The sequence below is a fragment of the Paracoccus sp. PAR01 genome, from assembly GCF_014851995.1.
GTDB lineage: Bacteria > Pseudomonadota > Alphaproteobacteria > Rhodobacterales > Rhodobacteraceae > Paracoccus > Paracoccus litorisediminis.
Map to the genome: position 1 here is coordinate 37,402 of NZ_JACVAW010000020.1, position 16,205 is coordinate 53,606.

The following is a 16,205-nucleotide window of genomic DNA, read 5'->3' on the forward strand; positions in this document are numbered from 1 at the left end:
TCGGAATGAGCGATACTGACGGAAAGAAACCCCTGGGTCTTGGTGGCGGCTCTGGCCGTTCGGGCCAGGTGAAGCAGAGCTTCAGCCACGGTCGGACCCATAATGTCGCGGTCGAGGTCAAACGCAAGCGCGTCGTCGTGCCGGGCAAACCCGGTGCGGCAGCGGGCGGTTCGCGCTCGGGTTCTGGCTCCGCCATCGGCGGCGATCCTTCCAAGCGTCCCGCCGGGATCTCGGATGCCGAGATGGAGCGCCGCCTTGCCGCGCTGCGCGCCGCCAAGGCCCGCGAGGTCGAGGAAGCCGCACAGCGCGAGGCCGAGGAAAAGGCCCGCGAGGAAGAGCGCGAGCGTCGCCGCCTTGAGATGGAAGCCAAGGAGCGCGAGGATCGCGAACGCGAGGAAGCCCTGCGCCTGAAGGCCGAAGAGGACGAGCGCCGCGCCCGCGAGGCCGAGCTGCGCGCCCAGAAAAAGGCCGAAGTGTCGAAGCCGAAGGCCCCCGAGGCCCGTCCGGCCTCGCCGGCTGATCGTGCCGCCGCAGAAGCCGCCGCGTCGCGCGCCGAGACCAAGGGCGTCAGCGCCCCGGCTCCGCGCAAGACCGACCGCGAGCGCAGCACCGATGACCGCGACAGCCGCAACAAGGCCCGCGACGACAGCCGCCGCACCGGCAAGCTGTCGGTGACGCAGGCTCTGGACGGCGAAGGCGGACGTCAGCGTTCGCTGGCCGCGATGAAGCGCAAGCAGGAAAAAGCCCGGCAGAAAGCCATGGGCGGCCACCAGCGCGCCGAAAAGCAGTTCCGCGAAGTGCAGCTGCCGGAAACCATTCTGGTGTCCGAGTTGGCGAACCGGATGGCCGAGCGTACGCCCGATGTCATCAAGTCGCTGATGCGCATGGGCATGATGGTCACCGCCAACCAGGCGGTTGATGCTGATACTGCCGAACTGGTGATCGACGAATTCGGCCACCGCGCCGTCCGCGTCTCGGACGCCGATGTCGAACAGGTCATCGATCAGGTCGAGGACAAGTCCGAGGATCTGCAGTCGCGCCCGCCGGTCATCACGATCATGGGCCACGTCGACCACGGCAAGACCTCGCTTCTGGACGCGATCCGCAAGGCCAACGTCGTTTCCGGCGAAGCCGGGGGCATCACGCAGCATATCGGCGCCTATCAGGTGAAAACCGAATCCGGCGCGCTGCTGACCTTCCTCGACACGCCCGGCCACGCCGCCTTCACCTCGATGCGGGCCCGTGGCGCGCAGGTGACGGATATTGTCGTGCTGGTCGTCGCTGCCGATGACGCGGTCATGCCGCAGACCATCGAGGCGATCAACCACGCCAAGGCCGCCAAGGTGCCGATGATCGTGGCGATCAACAAGGTCGACAAGCACGGTGCCGACCCGCAGAAAGTCCGCACGGACCTGCTGCAGCACGAAGTCGTCGTCGAGGCGATGTCGGGCGAAGTGCAGGACGTCGAAGTTTCCGCCAAGACCGGCAAAGGCATGGACAACCTGCTGGAAGCCATCGCGCTGCAAGCTGAACTGCTTGAGCTGAAAGCCAACCCCGAACGCGCCGCCTCGGGTGCCGTGATCGAGGCCAAGCTGGATGTGGGTCGTGGCCCGGTCGCGACGGTTCTGGTGCAGAACGGCACCCTGAAGCGCGGCGACATCTTTGTCGTCGGTCAGCAATGGGGCAAGGTCCGTGCGCTGATCAACGATCAGGGCGAGCGCGTCGACGAAGCCGGTCCGTCGGTTCCGGTTGAAGTGCTGGGTCTGGACGGGACGCCGGAAGCCGGTGACGTGCTGAACGTCGTTTCGACCGAAGCGCAGGCCCGTGAGATTGCGGATTACCGTATCTCGGCTGCCAAGGACAAACGCGCTGCTGCAGGTGCCGCGATCACGCTGGACCAGATGCTCGCCAAGGCCAAGGCCGACAAGAACGTCGCCGAGCTGCCGGTCGTCATCAAGGCCGACGTGCAGGGCTCTGCCGAAGCCATCGTCCAGGCGCTGGAAAAAGTCGGCAACGACGAGGTTCGTGTTCGCGTCCTGCATTACGGCGTCGGTGCCATCACCGAGTCGGATGTGGGTCTGGCCGAAGCCAGCCGCGCTCCGGTTATCGGCTTCAACGTCCGGGCGAACGCTCCGGCGCGGAATGCCGCGAACCAGAAGGGTGTCGAGATCCGCTACTACTCGATCATCTATGACCTCATGGATGACATCAAAGCGGCGGCCTCGGGTCTGCTTTCGGCCGAAGTGCGCGAGCATTTCATCGGCTATGCCGAGATCCGCGAAACCTTCCGCGTCACGGGCGTCGGCAATGTCGCCGGCTGCCTTGTCACCGAGGGTGTGGCCCGTCGTTCGGCTGGCGTCCGCCTGCTGCGCGACAACGTCGTGGTCCACGAGGGCACGCTGAAGACGCTCAAGCGCTTCAAGGACGAGGTCAAGGAAGTCCAGTCCGGTCAGGAATGCGGCATGGCCTTCGAGAATTACGACGATATCCGCAAGGGCGATATCATCGAGATCTTCGAGCGCGAGGAAGTGCAGCGCAAGCTGTGATCCCTGCGGAGAACTGATCGAAAAGGGCGGGCGCTTCGGCACCCGCCCTTTTTCATTTCCAGTCCGGCAGGACGGCCCCCGTCCGGTGCAGGTAAATGGACAAAAAAGAACGGGGCAGCCCTTCTGGGCAGCCCCGTTATCTTCTTATGAGCACTGCTGTTCTTAAGCGTGTTTCACGCCATGACCACCGGCTTGCCTTCGAAAGTCTTGGTGCCGACGCGTACAATGATGTTTCCGTTCGACACTTGACGTTCAAAGACGCCTTGGACCGAAATGCAGCTACCGATCGTAATCGTGCGAATCATGTCCAGTCTCCTCCCTCGCAGGATTTCATTTGTGCCACAAATTCGTTAAGAGTTAACTAATTTTGTGTAACAGAGCGGCAGAATGTAAATTTTGCACGACTCCGTTACCGGGCAGCCTCATATCCAATCCCTGAGGATCGGAATCAAGGGGATATCCGCGGGTGGCATAGGGTAATTGGACAATTCCGTTGCGTTAACCCAGGCCAGATTCTGGCCTTCGCATGGAACCGGAATGCCATCCCACTTGCGACATGCGTAAAGCGGCATCAACAAGTGGAAGGATTCGTAGCGGTGACTGGCGAATGTCAGCGGCGCAAGGCACGAGCTCCAGGTCTCGATTCCCAGCTCCTCGTGCAATTCGCGGATCAACGCACCCTCGGGGGTTTCCCCCGGCTCGACCTTGCCGCCGGGGAATTCCCACAGGCCCGCGAGGGATTTCCCCTCGGGGCGCTGCGCCAGAAGGACGCGGCCGTCCCTGTCGATCAGGGCGACGGCCGCGACAAGCACGATCTTCATGAGCGGTAATCGGCGTTGATGTCGATGTAGCCATGGGTCAGGTCGCAGGTCCAGACCGTGCGCTTGGCCCGTCCCAGCCCCAGATCGACGCCGATGACCAGATTGTCGCGCTTCATATAGGCGCTGGCCTTGGCCTCGTCATAGGAGGGCGCGCGCCAGCCGTTCTCGGCCAGCACCATGTCGCCGAAGCGGATGGTCAACTTGTCGCGATCCGCCTGTGCGCCGGACTTGCCGACGGCCATGACGACCCGGCCCCAGTTCGCGTCCTCACCGGCGATGGCGGTCTTGACCAGCGGCGAGTTGGCGATGGCCATGGCCACGCGATGCGCGTCGGCGGCAGTGGCCGCGCCCGTCACCTTGACCTCGACGAATTTCGTCGCGCCCTCGCCGTCCTTGACCACCTGATGCGCCAGATCCAGCATCACCTGCCCCAGCGCCTTGACGAAGGCCTTGGCCGCGGCCGAGCGCATGTCGGTGATCGGAGCGGCCGCGGACTTGCCCGTAGCAGCCAGGATCAGCGCGTCCGAGGTCGAGGTGTCGCTGTCCACCGTGATCGCGTTGAAGCTGCCATCCAACTGCTTGGACAGCATCTTTTGCAGCAGATCCGGCGCGATCTTGGCGTCGGTGAAGATATAAACCAGCATCGTCGCCATATCCGGCGCGATCATCCCCGAACCCTTGGCGATACCGACGATGTTGATCTTGCCGCCCTCGGCCTCGAAGCTGGCGGTGGCGCCCTTCGGGAAGGTGTCGGTGGTCATGATGGCGCGTGCGGCATCGGCAGCACCGCCCTCGGACAGGTTGCCCGTGAGTTCACCGATGACGGCGGTGATACGCTCCGCCGGCAGCGGCTCGCCGATCACGCCGGTCGAGGACGAGAACACGCGTTCGCGCGGGATGGACAGGGTCTGCGCGACCCCGCCCGTGACCTTGTCCACCGCCTCTTGGCCATTCTTGCCGGTAAAGGCATTGGCATTGCCCGAGTTCACGATGATCGCAGCACCTGACAGCACGTCCTGCTTCAGCGCCAGTTTGGCCTGACAGTCCAGCACGCTGGCCGCGCGGGTCGAGGACTTGGTGAAAGCCCCGGCGATCGCGGTTCCCGGTGCCAGACGCACCAGCGTGACGTCGGTGCGGCCGCGATACTTGACCCCGGCAGCCCCGGCGCCGAATTCGACGCCCGCGATGATCGGCAGTTCGGGGAAGGCCGCCGGTGCCAAAGGCGACACAAGCTTGTCTTTTTTCGTGACCGCGGCGACCACGGCGGCGACGCCCGCCTCAACCTTGCCTTCGGCACCCTGCACGACCGCCTTGAGCTTTTTGAGCTTTTTCTTGAGCTTCTTGACCTTGTCGGCGTCGTCGATCTTGGCCTTCTTTTCGGCTTTCGCCATGGCTCACTCTCCCAGAAGCTCGGTCTTTTTCAGCAGTTCGGGGCTGAGTCCTTCGGTCTTTTCGACCTTGGACTCGGCCACGCGCTTCTCGATCTCGGCCTGAACCTTGTCGCGGCGAATCTGGATGACCAGTTGGTCCTTGACCTCTTCCAGCTTCGGCGGGGTCACTTCGCGCTGATCGATCAGCTTGATCACATGCCAGCCGAACTGGGTCTCGACCGGGGCCGAGATTTCATCCTTCTTCAGCGTCTTCACAACATCGGCAAAGGGCTGGACCATCTGCTCGGGCTGGAACCAGCCCAGATCGCCCTTGTTCGGCCCCGAACCCGGATCCGTCGACTTCTCGGCAGCAATGGCGCCGAAATCGCCGCCCTCTTTCAGCTGCTTCTCGATCGCCTCGGCTTCTTCCTTGGTTTTCACAAGGATATGGGCGGCATTGTATTCGATCTTGGGCTCGGTCTCGCCGCCAAAGATCTGGTCATAGGCGGCTTTCAGTTCAGCTTCGGTCGGCTCGGCGGCGGCGACCTTTTCCAGTGCCGATCCAGCCAGATAGGCGCGGCGCTCGATCTCGAGGCCGATTGCATCGCGCTTGCTCAGATCCTTCGAGGCGACCTGCGCCACGGCGGTCTGGCGGATCATCTGGTCAAGCATCAGATCCCACAGGGCCGCATCGGGCAGACCCTGGGTCTGCTCGGCATCCAGTCCCTGCCGCATGGCGATCAGCTGGCCCAGCGTGATCGTCTCGCCATTGACAGTCGCGACCACCGTATCCGCGTCCTGCGCAAGCGCGGGCAGCGCGCCAAGCGAGACAGCGGTGAGGGCAGTAGCGGCAAGAAGCGTTTTCAGCATCGTTTCCCCTTTCCGGGACTGGTTCATTTCGGGCACGTCCACGCAGGGGTGAACCGGCGTGAGCGTTGACAGTAAGGCATCTGACGCATACATCCGGCCCAACCGAAAATGCGCGCCCGTCGCCGTTTTTCCGGCCCATGTGATAGGGCATGGCGAACGGTGGCGGCAAGTGGGCGGAACGTCCCGCGCTTCCACAGATACGCGATTTTGAAGGCTCACATGCTCGGCATCGGAAACTTGGCGAAACTGGTCTTTGGAACTCCCAACGACCGCAAGGTAAAATCTGTGCGTCCGCTGGTCGCGCAGGTCAATGCGCTGGAAGACAAATTCCGCGCCATGTCGGACGCGGACCTGATCGCCAAGACGCGCGAGCTGCAAGGCCGTGCGCAGGGCGGCGAGGATCTGGACAAGCTTCTGCCCGAAGCCTTCGCCAACTGCCGCGAAGGGGCGCGCCGTGCGCTTGGCCTGCGCGCCTTCGATACGCAGCTGATGGGCGGGATCTTCCTGCATCAGGGCAATATCGCGGAAATGAAAACCGGCGAGGGCAAGACCCTGGTCGCGACCTTCCCCGCCTACCTGAACGCGCTGGCGGGCAAGGGCGTCCATGTCGTCACGGTCAACGACTATCTGGCCAAGCGCGACGCCGAATGGATGAGCAAGGTCTTTGCCCAGCTGGGTCTGACCACGGGCGTCGTCTATCCGTTCCAGCCCGATGAGGAAAAGCGGCAGGCCTATCAGGCCGACGTGACCTATGCGACGAACAACGAGCTGGGCTTCGACTACCTGCGCGACAACATGAAGGGCTCGATCGACCAGATGGTCCAGCGCGGCCATTTCTACGCCATTGTCGACGAGGTCGATTCGATCCTGATCGATGAGGCGCGCACGCCGCTGATCATCTCGGGTCCCTCGCAGGACCGCAGCGAGCTGTACCGCACGCTGGACGCCTTCATGCCGGAACTCACGCCCGAGCATTACAAGCTGGACGAAAAGACCCGCAACGCCACCTTCACCGAGGAAGGCAACGAGTATCTGGAAAAACGCCTGCAGGCCGCAGGTGTGCTGCCGCAGGACCAGACGCTTTACGACCCGGAATCGACCACCATCGTCCACCACGCCAACCAGGCGATGCGCGCGCATAAGCTGTTCATGCGCGACCAGCATTACATCGTCCGCGACGATGAGATCGTGCTGATCGACGAATTCACCGGCCGGATGATGAAGGGCCGCCGCCTGTCCGACGGTCTGCATCAGGCCATCGAGGCCAAGGAAAACGTCCAGATCCAGCCGGAAAACGTGACGCTGGCCTCGGTCACCTTCCAGAACTACTTCCGCCTTTACGCGAAGCTGGGCGGCATGACCGGTACCGCCGCGACCGAGGCCGAGGAATTCGCCGAGATCTACAAGCTGGGCGTGGTCGAAGTTCCGACCAACCGTCCGATCCAGCGGATCGACGAGCATGACCGCGTCTACCGCACCGCGACGGAGAAATACGCCGCCGTGCTGGAAGCGATCAAGGAAGCCCATGCCAAGGGCCAGCCGATGCTGGTCGGCACGACCTCGATCGAGAAGTCGGAAATGCTCTCGCAGATGCTGGATCAGGCCGGCATCCCGCATAACGTCCTGAACGCACGCCAGCACGAGCTGGAAGCCCAGATCGTTGCCGATGCCGGCAAGCTGGGCGCGGTGACCATCGCCACCAACATGGCCGGTCGCGGCACCGACATCCAGCTGGGCGGCAATGTCGAGATGAAGGTGATGGAGGCGCTGGCCTCCGATCCCGAAGCCCATCCCGATGAACTGCGCGCCCGCATCGAGGCAGAGCACGCCACCGCCAAGCAGGAAGTGCTGGACGCCGGCGGGCTCTTCGTTCTGGCCACCGAGCGCCACGAATCGCGCCGCATCGACAACCAGCTGCGCGGCCGCTCGGGCCGTCAGGGCGACCCCGGCCGCTCGCTGTTCTTCCTGTCGCTGGAAGACGACCTGATGCGCATCTTCGGCTCCGAGCGTCTGGACAAGGTCCTGTCGACGTTGGGGATGAAAGATGGCGAGGCGATCGTTCACCCTTGGGTCAACAAGTCGCTGGAACGCGCCCAGGCCAAGGTTGAAGGCCGCAACTTCGACATCCGCAAGCAGCTGCTGAAATTCGACGATGTGATGAACGACCAGCGCAAGGCGATCTTCAGCCAGCGTCTGGAAATCATGCATACCGACGAGGTCGGCGAGGTCGCGGCAGACATGCGCAACCAAGTCGTGGATGATCTGGTCGACGAATTCATGCCGCCGCGCTCCTATGCCGAGCAGTGGAACACCGAGGGCCTCAAGGAGGCCATCATCGACCGCCTGAACATGGACCTTCCGGTCAAGGAATGGGCGGCCGAGGACGGGGTGGACCACGACACGATGCGCGAGCGCATCCAGCAATCGGTCGATGCCTACATGTCGCAAAAGGCCGAGCAGTTCGGCCCGGAAAACATGCGCCAGATCGAGAAGCAGGTCCTGCTGCAGCAGATCGACGCCAAATGGCGCGAGCATCTGGTGACGCTTGAGCATCTGCGCTCGGTCGTGGGTTTCCGCAGCTATGCGCAGCGCGACCCGCTGTCGGAATACAAGACCGAAGGCTTCCAGCTGTTCGATTCGATGCTGGACGGGCTGCGCTATGACGTGACCCAGCAGCTTGCCCGCATCCGTCCGCTGACCGATGCCGAACGCGAAGAGATGATGCGCGACTATCAGCAGCAGCTGGCAGCCTCGCAGGCGCAGATGCATCCCGAGCATGAAGAGGCCGAGGGTGGTGAGGTCTCGGGCCGCGTCGCTGGCTTCGACGAGACCGACCCCACCACCTGGGGCAACCCCTCGCGCAATGATCCCTGCCCCTGCGGCTCGGGGAACAAGTTCAAGCACTGCCACGGCGCACTGGCATGAGTTGGGGGCCTTCGGGCCCCTTTTTCATGCGCTTCGACCGCGGCACGCTTGGCATGGGTATTTGAGAAACGGTGAAAGACCGGGCGCCGTGCTCAGCTATTCACCGTTTCACAATAATGACGTCTCGACCGTCGCAAGTCTGATCAGTCAGGAACCAGCATGTAACCCGTTCCGCGAACCGTCTGCAGATAGCGCGGCTCTTTCGGGTCGGGCTCGATCTTGCGGCGCAGGCGGGTGATCTGGACATCGATGGCGCGTTCCGAGTTCTCGCCGCTGTCCTCGCCGGGGCTGCGGCCCAGATCCTCGATCAGCTCGGCCCGGCTGACAGGCTGCCGCGGCGTGTCCGCCAAGCGCCTGAGCAGCGCGTGTTCCGTTCCGGTCAGGCGCAGCGGCAATTCGCCCTGCCACAACTCGCCCTTGTCGGCGTCATAGCGCAACTGCCCGATCGACAGGAATTTCGGTCCTTTCGACTCAGAGGCAGGGATGCGGCGCAGAATGGCGGCGATGCGCAGCAGCAGTTCGCGCGGCTCGAACGGTTTCGCCAGATAGTCATCTGCCCCGCTTTCGAGGCCAGAGATCCGATCCTCGGTTTCACTTTTCGCAGTCAGAAGCAGGATCGGAACGGTGCGGCTTTGGCGCAGATGGCGGGTCAGCGACACGCCGTCCTCACCCGGCATCATCACGTCCAGCACGATCAGATCGAAATCCAGCCCGGCCAGCAGTCGCCGGGCATGGGCCGCATCCCGCGCGGTCGTGACCAAAAAGCCGCTGCGCATGAGAAAGCGACGGAGCAGGCTGCGGATGCGCTCATCGTCATCGACGACAAGGATATGGGCCAAGGGCTGGTCCGTTTGGGTCATGACGGGTCGGGCAGATCTTTCAGGGCTTTGAACTGCCGCAGCGTATCACGGTCCATCATCGCCTCAAGCACCTGTCTGAAACCCGCGACCGCTTGTGGCCCGGCAGCACGATAGGCGCTGCGCATGCGTGCGCGCTGGGTCTCGGACAGGCGCCGCTCAAGCGCCGCGCCCTTTTCGGTCAGGAACAGCTGCCTTTCGCGGCGGTCGCGATGACCGACGCGGCTTTCGACCAGACCGTCCTCGATCAGGGTGCGCAGCACGCGGTTCAGCGATTGCTTGGTCACGCCCAGCACGTCAAGAAGCGCCGTGACCGTCAGCCCCGGATCGCGATGGATGAAGTGCAGCGCCCGGTGATGGGCACGACCGTAATCCATGTCGGCAAGGATCAGGTCCGGATCGGCCGTGAAGGCGCGATAGGCAAAGAACATTGCCTCAATCCCGCGACGCAGCTGATCGTCGGTCAGGAACAGCAGATTTTCACCCGAAACGGGCGCGATGCCGACTTTGTTCTGCATGGTTCCCCCGTATTGCATGGCTCTTATTACGTCAGACTTGTTGACTTTCCAATCACCAATGGATAGCTGAAGCCCTGTGTTGCGCAACTTTATATGCGGAAACTGATTAGCTGACGCAACAATCCGAAAAAACTGACCGGCCGGAGGACAAAATGGCAGGCGCTTACGACGATCGTGACGGCAAAATCTGGATGGATGGCAAGCTTGTGGATTGGCGCGACGCCAATGTCCACATCCTGACCCATGGCCTGCATTACGCAAGCTCGGTATTCGAGGGCGAGCGCTGCTATAGCGGCAAGATTTTCAAAGGGCACGAACATTCGCTCCGGCTGATCGAGTCGGCCCGTCTTCTGGACATGACCTCTCCCTACACCGCCGAGGAAATCGACGCGGCCAAGGAAGCGGTCCTGAAGGCCAATGGCTTTACCGACGCCTATGTGCGCGCGGTGATGTGGCGCGGCTCGGGCGAGGATATGGGCGTCTCGGCTGCGCGCAATCCGGTGCGCATGGCCGTCGCCGCCTGGGAATGGGGCAACTATTACGGCGACGCGAAATGGCAGGGCGCAAAGCTCGACATCGCGAAATGGAAGCGTCCCAGCCCGGAAACCATTCCGACCGCCGCCAAGGCCGCCGGTCTTTACATGATCTGCACCATGTCCAAGCACGCGGCCGAAGCCAAAGGCTGCTCGGACGCGCTGTTCATGGACTGGGAGGGCTATGTCGCCGAGGCGACCGGCGCGAACGTGTTCTTCGTCAAGGATGGTGAGGTTCACACCCCGCTGGCCGACCGTTTCCTGAACGGCATCACCCGCCAGACCATCGTGCAGATGCTCAAGGACAAGGGCGTCGTGGTGCATGAGCGCCGCATCAAGCCCGAGGAGCTGGACGGCTTCCAGGAATGCTTCCTGACCGGCACCGCCGCCGAGGTCACCCCGGTCGGCCAGATCGGCGACTGGCATTTCCAGGTCGGCCAAACCACCCGCGATATCGCCGCGGATTACGAAAAGCTGGTCCGCGCGTAAGCCGACCTTCAGACAAAAAGAACTGGCCGCAGCGATATGCTGCGGCCGGTTTCATTTCAGGTAATGCCTCAGACGCGGTGGCCGCGATCGATCCGCGTGAATTCCGCCAGACGGCGACCCTTGGCCTCGGCAGCGTTTCTTGGCCGCTCATGCAGGATGGCGATCGACGGGTGCAGCCCGGCCTCGCGTTCCTGTCGGGTGAAGTTGCGCAGGCGGCCGGGGCCGGTTTCCTGCGACTTGTCGGCAATATGCTTGGTCATGGCCAAACTCCCCCATTTGGTGGCGAGAGCCTAGCATGGATCGGCGGGGATTTCACCCCTCAGGCAGCTTTGATCCCCGGAGCGGCGGAAAGGATCGCATGCAGCGCCACCGCATCGTCATTGGCGCGCAATTTGGCGCGCAGGTCCTGGTCACGCAGCGTGCGCGACACCAGCGCCAGAGCCTTGAGGTGATCGACGCCCGAATTCTTCGGTGCCAGCAGCGCAAAGATCAGATCCACCGGCTGGCGGTCCACCGCGTCGAAATCCAGCGGCTTCTCCAGCCGCAGGAACAGACCGACCACACGGTCCAGCCCATGCAGACGGGCATGGGGCAGTGCCACGCCATGACCGACGCCGGTCGGCCCCAGCGATTCCCGTTCCTGAAGCGCGTCGAGGGTCTGGGTCGCGTCGACGCCATAGACGCTGCGCGCCTGCTCGGCGATTTCCTGGAACAACCGCTTCTTGCTGGTGCTCTGGGTCATCGTCCGCACGGCGGAGGGTGATAGAATGTCGCTGATTTGCATGGTGCCCGAAATTGTCCAAGCCCCGGCCACGGATTGCGTGACCGGGACAATTCATTCAACCAGACTGCTTTGTCGGTCAGTCTAGCGCAAGTTGCGAGGGTCGATCCAGCCCACGTTGCCGTCGTCGCGACGGTGGACCACGTTCACGCCCCCATGTTTCTCATTACGGAACACCAGTAGCGGTGAGCCGGCCAGTTCCATCTGCATCACCGCCTCACCGACGGACAGCGTAGGAACACGCGTTTCCATCTCGGCGATGATGACGGGTTGCAGGCCATCTTCCTGCGTTTCCCATTCATCCTCATCGGCGGCCAGCACATACATGCCCGCCTGTTCGAAGGCAACCGGCTCGACCCGGTCCTTGTGGTGGTCTTTCAGCCGGCGCTTGTAGCGGCGCAGCTGCTTGTCCATGCGCTCCTTGCACTGGTCGAATGCGGCGTAGATCTCGGTCGAGGCACCCTTGGCCTGAACGGTCAGGCCGGTCGACAGATGCACCACGGCATCGCTGATGAATTCATGCGCGTTACGGGAAAAGATGACGGTCGCGTCGGTGGGACGCTGGGAATATTTCTCCATGACCCCGCCCAGTTCGGTCTTCACATGAGTCGTGAGTGCATCCCCGACATCAATCTGTTTTCCGCTGATCTGATAGCGCATGGTGGTCCGTCCTTTCGGTTGCCCGGCCGTTTCCGCACGACGCCCTCGCGGTCATGCCGCCCGGGTATGCAGAAGAGGTTCCTCTGCCTCTCCTGATATCCATTTGGTGACAGCCCTGCCCTTCTGTCAACGGGCGCGAATTGCCGCAGGCCCCGAACGGCCGATCAGTTCATGCGGAAGCTCTCGCCCAGATAGACGCGGCGAACCTGCGGATCGTCGACAATCTCGGCGGTTGTGCCGGATTTCAGGACATGGCCGTCATGCAGGATATAGGCGCGATCCACGATCTCGAGCGTCTCGCGGACATTGTGATCGGTAATCAGCACACCGATGCCGCGGCTTTTCAGGTCATGGACCAAGCCGCGAATCTCGCCCACGGCGATCGGATCGACGCCCGCGAAGGGTTCGTCCAGCAGAAGGTATGAGGGATTCGCCGCCAGACAGCGGGCAATCTCGACCCGACGACGCTCACCCCCCGACAGCGCCATGGCCGAGGCGTTGCGCAGGTGTTCGATCGAGAATTCGCCCAGCAACGTCTCTAGCCGGTCGCGGCGGTGATGCGCATCACGGCAGACCAGCTCCAGCACGGCGGTGATGTTCTGCTCGACCGTCAGCCCGCGAAAGATCGACATCTCCTGCGGCAGATAGCCGATGCCCATCTGGGCGCGGCGATACATCGGCAGCTGTGTCGCATCCTCTCCGTCGATCAGCACCTGACCGGCATCGGGCGAGACCAGCCCTGCGACGCAATAGAAGCAGGTGGTCTTGCCCGAGCCGTTCGGACCCAGCAGCGCCACGACCTCGCCGCGGTTCAGCGTCAACCCGACCTCGCGGATGACGGGCCGGTTGCGATAGGATTTGCGCAAGCCGCGAACGCGCAGGCCCTGAGAGGCGGTGTCGCTCATCAGTTGCTCCCCGGTTGCAGCACACTGCGCACCCGGCCCGAGGCGCTGGCCTGTCCAGTGCCAAGGTTCACCGTCACCGTCTCGCCCGCCAGCACATTCGCGCCCTGGGTCAGCAGCACATTGCCCTTCAGCACGACATTGCCGGATTCGACATCGTAATCGGCGGTCTTTGCCTCGGCGGCGTCGGTGCCACTGGCCAGCGTCACATTGCCTTCGGCCCTGAGCGTCTTGATCCGCTGCTGATCACCATCGGCATAGGTCACGCTGACGCGGTCGGCCGACAGCCGCATCGCACCCTGCCCGATCAGCACCTTGCCGGTGAACACCGCCTCGCCGGTCTTCTGGTCGACCTGCAGATTGTCGGCGGTCACCTCGACCGGGGCTTTCACGTCCTGCGGATTGCCAAAGCCGGTGGTCTGCGCGGCGGCCACCCCAGCAAAGGCGAGGGTCAGGACAAGGGGCAGCAGGCCAAGCCGGTTCATCAGGATTCCTTTCTGTCGCCGGCGCGCGCGGCATGGCCGGGCGGCAGCTGCATAAGCCATGCGGTTCATCGGGGTCACGGTCGATATATCAACCGGACTCCGCCCTTCAAATCAAGAATATGATCGGGCTGGTCAGGGGTCACCGGGCGCAGTTCCATCTGGCCCGCGGTAAGATCGCCAAAAGGCGCACGAACATTGACCTCGCGATCGGCGGCCAAGGTCCCGGCACTGGTCGAGGCGTGAAACTCGGGCGCGGTGACGATCCAGCCATCGGCAGTGGTCATGCGCACGCCATCCTGCAGCGCGATCTGATCGCCCTCGACCTTGCCGGTGCCAGCGCTGATCTCGGCGGCGCGGCCGTCCTTGGCACGCAGCGTCATGCGGATCGTCTGGACGGTGCCCTCATCCTGCGAGCCGCCCGGAACCGCCTCGGTCCCGGTGATCGTCAGTTGCGAACCGTTGGTGGTCACCCCGGTATAGGTCGGATTGGTGATCGCCTGCCGCTCGGCCAGATCCTGCGGGTCGACATCGGCATAGGGAATCGTCGCATTCGGCTCGGGGTGCCGTCCCAGCAGGAACAGCACCGAAAGCAGCGCCAGCGCGGTCAGCGGCAGCAGCACCCGCAACCAGGCGACGATCCGCGACCGCAGCATGGCTCAGACCATCCCGGTGCGCAGGAAGTCGTGGATATGCAGCAAGCCAACCGGGGCGTCGTCCTTGACGACGAACAGGCTGGTGATCTTGCGGGCCTGCATCTGGGCCAAAGCCTCTTCTGCAAGGCTGTCGGTCGAGATGCTGCGCGGATTTCGGGTCATCACTTCGCTGGCCTTGTGGCCCAGCAGCCCGTCCATGTGGCGGCGAAGGTCACCATCGGTGATGATCCCGGCCAGATGACCCTGCGCGTTGGTCACGCCGGTCACGCCAAAGCCCTTCTGGCTGATGACCAGCAGCGCCTCGGACATGGGCGCATCCTCGGGAACCAGCGGAATGTCCAGATGCATCATGTCGCCGACCCGCGACAGCTTCGCGCCCAGCTTGCCGCCGGGGTGGAAGGTGCGGAAATGCTCGGGGGTGAACTTGCGATGCTCCATCAGCGCGATGCCGATCGCATCGCCCAAAGCCAGCGTCATCGTGGTCGAGGTCGTCGGCACGATCCCCGAGCCACAGGCCTCGGGCACGCTGGGCAGCACCAGCGCCACGTCGGACTGGCGCAGCAGCGTCGACTCGGCCCGGCTGGCCACGCCGATCAGCGGGATGTTGAAGCGCCGGGTATGGGCGATCAGGTCCGACAGTTCCGGCGTTTCGCCGCTGTTGGACAGGACCAGCGCCACGTCGCTTTCGGTGACCATGCCCAGATCGCCATGGCTCGCCTCGCCCGGATGGACGAATTGGGCGGGCGTCCCGGTCGAGGCCAGCGTCGCCGCAATCTTGCGCCCGACGTGACCGGATTTCCCCATCCCCGAGACGATCACCCGGCCCTTGGCAGCAAGGATCAGACCGATCGCGCGGTCGAAGCTGTCGCCAAGGCTGTCAGCCAAGGCGAGAAGACCGTCGGCCTCGGTGCGGACCACCCGGCGGGCAGTATCAAGATATGCGTTCATGGTCCTCACCTAGTGATGGAAGATGTCATTTTCATCCCCCCAGCCCATCAGATCCAGATGGGCGCGGGCGGGAAGGAAGTCGAAGCAGGCCTGCGCCAGACCCATGCGGCCTTCGCGCTCAAGCCGCTTTTCCAGTTCGGCCTTCAGTCGGTGCAGATGCAGCACGTCCGAGGCGGCATATTCCAGCTGCGCATCGCTCAGCGTCTCGGCCCCCCAGTCGCTGGTCTGCTGCTGCTTCGAGATGTCGACGCCGACCATTTCGCTCAGCAGGTATTTCAGCCCATGCCGGTCGGTAAAGGTGCGGATCATCCTCGAAGCGATCTTGGTGCACCAGACCGGCGCGGTGAAGACACCAAAGGCAGCCTCCAGCGCGGCAATGTCGAAGCGGCCGAAATGAAACAGCTTGAGCACCTTGGGATCGGCCAGCATGCGCGTCAGGTTCGGTGCCTTGCGCTGACCGCGCGCGATCTGCACCAGATGCGCCGAACCGTCGCCCGAGGACAGCTGCACCAGACACAGACGGTCGCGCCGCATGTCCAGCCCCATCGTCTCGGTGTCGATGGCGACGAGCGGTCCAAGGTCCAGACCGTCGGGCAGGTCATTCTGATAAAGATGGATGCTCATGGCGCTGTCCGGCTGTGCGTGATTGGGTCCGCCGAGGCTTAACCCCATTTTCCCCTCTCATGCCAGCCCCTTGCAGGTTGATAGGCGGCTCCTGGACAGGTCACAACCTGCGGCAGATTTATCACAATTCCGACTATTTCAGTTAACAATTATCCATAATTCTTGAGTGAAACACTTGTGAATCACCGCGCGCCCTCCTTATGGTCCGCGCAGTTTTGAACCG

17 protein-coding genes are annotated in these 16,205 nt (G+C 63.3%); 3 read left to right on the forward strand and 14 right to left on the reverse strand.

Going from position 1 to position 16,205, the window contains the following annotated elements; translation table 11 throughout:
- Positions 1 to 5: 5 nt before the first annotated feature.
- On the forward strand, positions 6 to 2,546 hold the full coding sequence (infB, locus tag IB235_RS20620; RefSeq protein ID WP_155041917.1) for a translation initiation factor IF-2: 2,541 nt from the start codon (positions 6 to 8) through the stop codon (positions 2,544 to 2,546).
- Positions 2,547 to 2,719: 173 nt separating this feature from the next.
- On the opposite strand, the gene IB235_RS25620 is transcribed toward infB, so the two are convergent.
- The 4 genes from IB235_RS25620 to IB235_RS20635 form a co-directional block, all read right to left on the reverse strand.
- Entirely contained in the window at positions 2,720 to 2,851 is a 132-nt protein-coding gene (locus IB235_RS25620; protein ID WP_255524401.1) for a hypothetical protein, read from the reverse strand.
- Positions 2,852 to 2,968: 117 nt separating this feature from the next.
- A complete protein-coding gene (mutT, locus tag IB235_RS20625; RefSeq protein ID WP_192338325.1) occupies positions 2,969 to 3,367 on the reverse strand; it encodes an 8-oxo-dGTP diphosphatase MutT in 399 nt (132 codons plus the stop codon).
- Positions 3,364 to 4,758, reverse strand: a complete 1,395-nt coding sequence (argJ, locus tag IB235_RS20630) for a bifunctional glutamate N-acetyltransferase/amino-acid acetyltransferase ArgJ (protein WP_192338326.1) — start codon at positions 4,756 to 4,758, stop codon at positions 3,364 to 3,366. The genes mutT and argJ overlap by 4 nt, the downstream gene beginning before the upstream one ends.
- 3 nt (positions 4,759 to 4,761) lie before the next feature.
- Positions 4,762 to 5,607 carry a peptidylprolyl isomerase gene (locus tag IB235_RS20635; protein ID WP_192338327.1) on the reverse strand — a complete coding sequence of 282 codons (846 nt, stop codon included), beginning with the start codon at positions 5,605 to 5,607 and terminating at the stop codon, positions 4,762 to 4,764.
- Positions 5,608 to 5,826: 219 nt separating this feature from the next.
- On the opposite strand from IB235_RS20635, the gene secA reads away from it, so the two are divergent.
- Positions 5,827 to 8,532: a preprotein translocase subunit SecA gene (gene secA, locus IB235_RS20640; RefSeq protein ID WP_192338328.1), complete on the forward strand. Its 2,706-nt coding sequence runs from the start codon at positions 5,827 to 5,829 to the stop codon at positions 8,530 to 8,532.
- 143 nt (positions 8,533 to 8,675) lie between these two features.
- Here the strand turns inward: secA and IB235_RS20645 are convergent, their stop codons facing one another.
- Both IB235_RS20645 and IB235_RS20650 read right to left on the reverse strand, forming a co-directional pair.
- A complete protein-coding gene (locus IB235_RS20645) occupies positions 8,676 to 9,392 on the reverse strand; it encodes a response regulator (RefSeq protein WP_155041912.1) in 717 nt (238 codons plus the stop codon).
- Positions 9,389 to 9,907 carry a MarR family winged helix-turn-helix transcriptional regulator gene (locus IB235_RS20650; protein ID WP_155041911.1) on the reverse strand — a complete coding sequence of 173 codons (519 nt, stop codon included), beginning with the start codon at positions 9,905 to 9,907 and terminating at the stop codon, positions 9,389 to 9,391. The genes IB235_RS20645 and IB235_RS20650 overlap by 4 nt, the downstream gene beginning before the upstream one ends.
- A 152-nt stretch (positions 9,908 to 10,059) precedes the next feature.
- On the opposite strand from IB235_RS20650, the gene IB235_RS20655 reads away from it, so the two are divergent.
- Positions 10,060 to 10,929 carry a branched-chain amino acid aminotransferase gene (locus tag IB235_RS20655; protein ID WP_155041910.1) on the forward strand — a complete coding sequence of 290 codons (870 nt, stop codon included), beginning with the start codon at positions 10,060 to 10,062 and terminating at the stop codon, positions 10,927 to 10,929.
- A gap of 68 nt (positions 10,930 to 10,997) precedes the next feature.
- Here IB235_RS20655 and IB235_RS20660 read toward each other — a convergent pair whose 3' ends face one another.
- From IB235_RS20660 to IB235_RS20695, 8 genes are all read right to left on the reverse strand, one after another.
- Positions 10,998 to 11,189, reverse strand: coding sequence for a hypothetical protein (locus IB235_RS20660; RefSeq protein WP_192338329.1), 192 nt, complete (start codon positions 11,187 to 11,189; stop codon positions 10,998 to 11,000).
- Between the two features lie 59 nt (positions 11,190 to 11,248).
- Entirely contained in the window at positions 11,249 to 11,713 is a 465-nt protein-coding gene (locus tag IB235_RS20665) for a PTS sugar transporter subunit IIA (RefSeq protein WP_155041908.1), read from the reverse strand.
- 81 nt (positions 11,714 to 11,794) lie between these two features.
- Positions 11,795 to 12,370 (reverse strand): ribosome hibernation-promoting factor, HPF/YfiA family, encoded by a 576-nt coding sequence (gene hpf, locus IB235_RS20670; protein WP_155041907.1) that lies wholly within the window; start codon positions 12,368 to 12,370, stop codon positions 11,795 to 11,797.
- A 164-nt stretch (positions 12,371 to 12,534) separates the two neighbouring features.
- Positions 12,535 to 13,275, reverse strand: a complete 741-nt coding sequence (gene lptB / locus IB235_RS20675) for an LPS export ABC transporter ATP-binding protein (protein WP_155041906.1) — start codon at positions 13,273 to 13,275, stop codon at positions 12,535 to 12,537.
- Positions 13,275 to 13,757, reverse strand: coding sequence for a lipopolysaccharide transport periplasmic protein LptA (lptA, locus tag IB235_RS20680; protein WP_155041905.1), 483 nt, complete (start codon positions 13,755 to 13,757; stop codon positions 13,275 to 13,277). The genes lptB and lptA overlap by 1 nt, the downstream gene beginning before the upstream one ends.
- Positions 13,758 to 13,831: 74 nt before the next feature.
- Positions 13,832 to 14,410 (reverse strand): LPS export ABC transporter periplasmic protein LptC, encoded by a 579-nt coding sequence (lptC, locus tag IB235_RS20685; protein ID WP_192338330.1) that lies wholly within the window; start codon positions 14,408 to 14,410, stop codon positions 13,832 to 13,834.
- Positions 14,411 to 14,413: 3 nt separating this feature from the next.
- On the reverse strand, positions 14,414 to 15,358 hold the full coding sequence (locus IB235_RS20690) for an SIS domain-containing protein (RefSeq protein WP_192338331.1): 945 nt from the start codon (positions 15,356 to 15,358) through the stop codon (positions 14,414 to 14,416).
- 9 nt (positions 15,359 to 15,367) lie between these two features.
- Positions 15,368 to 15,982 carry a ribonuclease D gene (locus IB235_RS20695; protein WP_192338332.1) on the reverse strand — a complete coding sequence of 205 codons (615 nt, stop codon included), beginning with the start codon at positions 15,980 to 15,982 and terminating at the stop codon, positions 15,368 to 15,370.
- Positions 15,983 to 16,205: the final 223 nt, after the last annotated feature.

What these genes read in the sequence shown, in the direction of transcription:
- infB (WP_155041917.1), top strand. Translation starts at nt 6, where the DNA reads ATGAGCGATACTGACGGAAAGAAACCCCTGGGTCTTGGTGGCGGCTCT.
- IB235_RS25620 (WP_255524401.1), bottom strand. Translation starts at nt 2,851, where the DNA reads ATGATTCGCACGATTACGATCGGTAGCTGCATTTCGGTCCAAGGCGTC.
- mutT (WP_192338325.1), bottom strand. Translation starts at nt 3,367, where the DNA reads ATGAAGATCGTGCTTGTCGCGGCCGTCGCCCTGATCGACAGGGACGGC.
- argJ (WP_192338326.1), bottom strand. Translation starts at nt 4,758, where the DNA reads ATGGCGAAAGCCGAAAAGAAGGCCAAGATCGACGACGCCGACAAGGTC.
- IB235_RS20635 (WP_192338327.1), bottom strand. Translation starts at nt 5,607, where the DNA reads ATGCTGAAAACGCTTCTTGCCGCTACTGCCCTCACCGCTGTCTCGCTT.
- secA (WP_192338328.1), top strand. Translation starts at nt 5,827, where the DNA reads ATGCTCGGCATCGGAAACTTGGCGAAACTGGTCTTTGGAACTCCCAAC.
- IB235_RS20645 (WP_155041912.1), bottom strand. Translation starts at nt 9,392, where the DNA reads ATGACCCAAACGGACCAGCCCTTGGCCCATATCCTTGTCGTCGATGAC.
- IB235_RS20650 (WP_155041911.1), bottom strand. Translation starts at nt 9,907, where the DNA reads ATGCAGAACAAAGTCGGCATCGCGCCCGTTTCGGGTGAAAATCTGCTG.
- IB235_RS20655 (WP_155041910.1), top strand. Translation starts at nt 10,060, where the DNA reads ATGGCAGGCGCTTACGACGATCGTGACGGCAAAATCTGGATGGATGGC.
- IB235_RS20660 (WP_192338329.1), bottom strand. Translation starts at nt 11,189, where the DNA reads ATGACCAAGCATATTGCCGACAAGTCGCAGGAAACCGGCCCCGGCCGC.
- IB235_RS20665 (WP_155041908.1), bottom strand. Translation starts at nt 11,713, where the DNA reads ATGCAAATCAGCGACATTCTATCACCCTCCGCCGTGCGGACGATGACC.
- hpf (WP_155041907.1), bottom strand. Translation starts at nt 12,370, where the DNA reads ATGCGCTATCAGATCAGCGGAAAACAGATTGATGTCGGGGATGCACTC.
- lptB (WP_155041906.1), bottom strand. Translation starts at nt 13,275, where the DNA reads ATGAGCGACACCGCCTCTCAGGGCCTGCGCGTTCGCGGCTTGCGCAAA.
- lptA (WP_155041905.1), bottom strand. Translation starts at nt 13,757, where the DNA reads ATGAACCGGCTTGGCCTGCTGCCCCTTGTCCTGACCCTCGCCTTTGCT.
- lptC (WP_192338330.1), bottom strand. Translation starts at nt 14,410, where the DNA reads ATGCTGCGGTCGCGGATCGTCGCCTGGTTGCGGGTGCTGCTGCCGCTG.
- IB235_RS20690 (WP_192338331.1), bottom strand. Translation starts at nt 15,358, where the DNA reads ATGAACGCATATCTTGATACTGCCCGCCGGGTGGTCCGCACCGAGGCC.
- IB235_RS20695 (WP_192338332.1), bottom strand. Translation starts at nt 15,982, where the DNA reads ATGAGCATCCATCTTTATCAGAATGACCTGCCCGACGGTCTGGACCTT.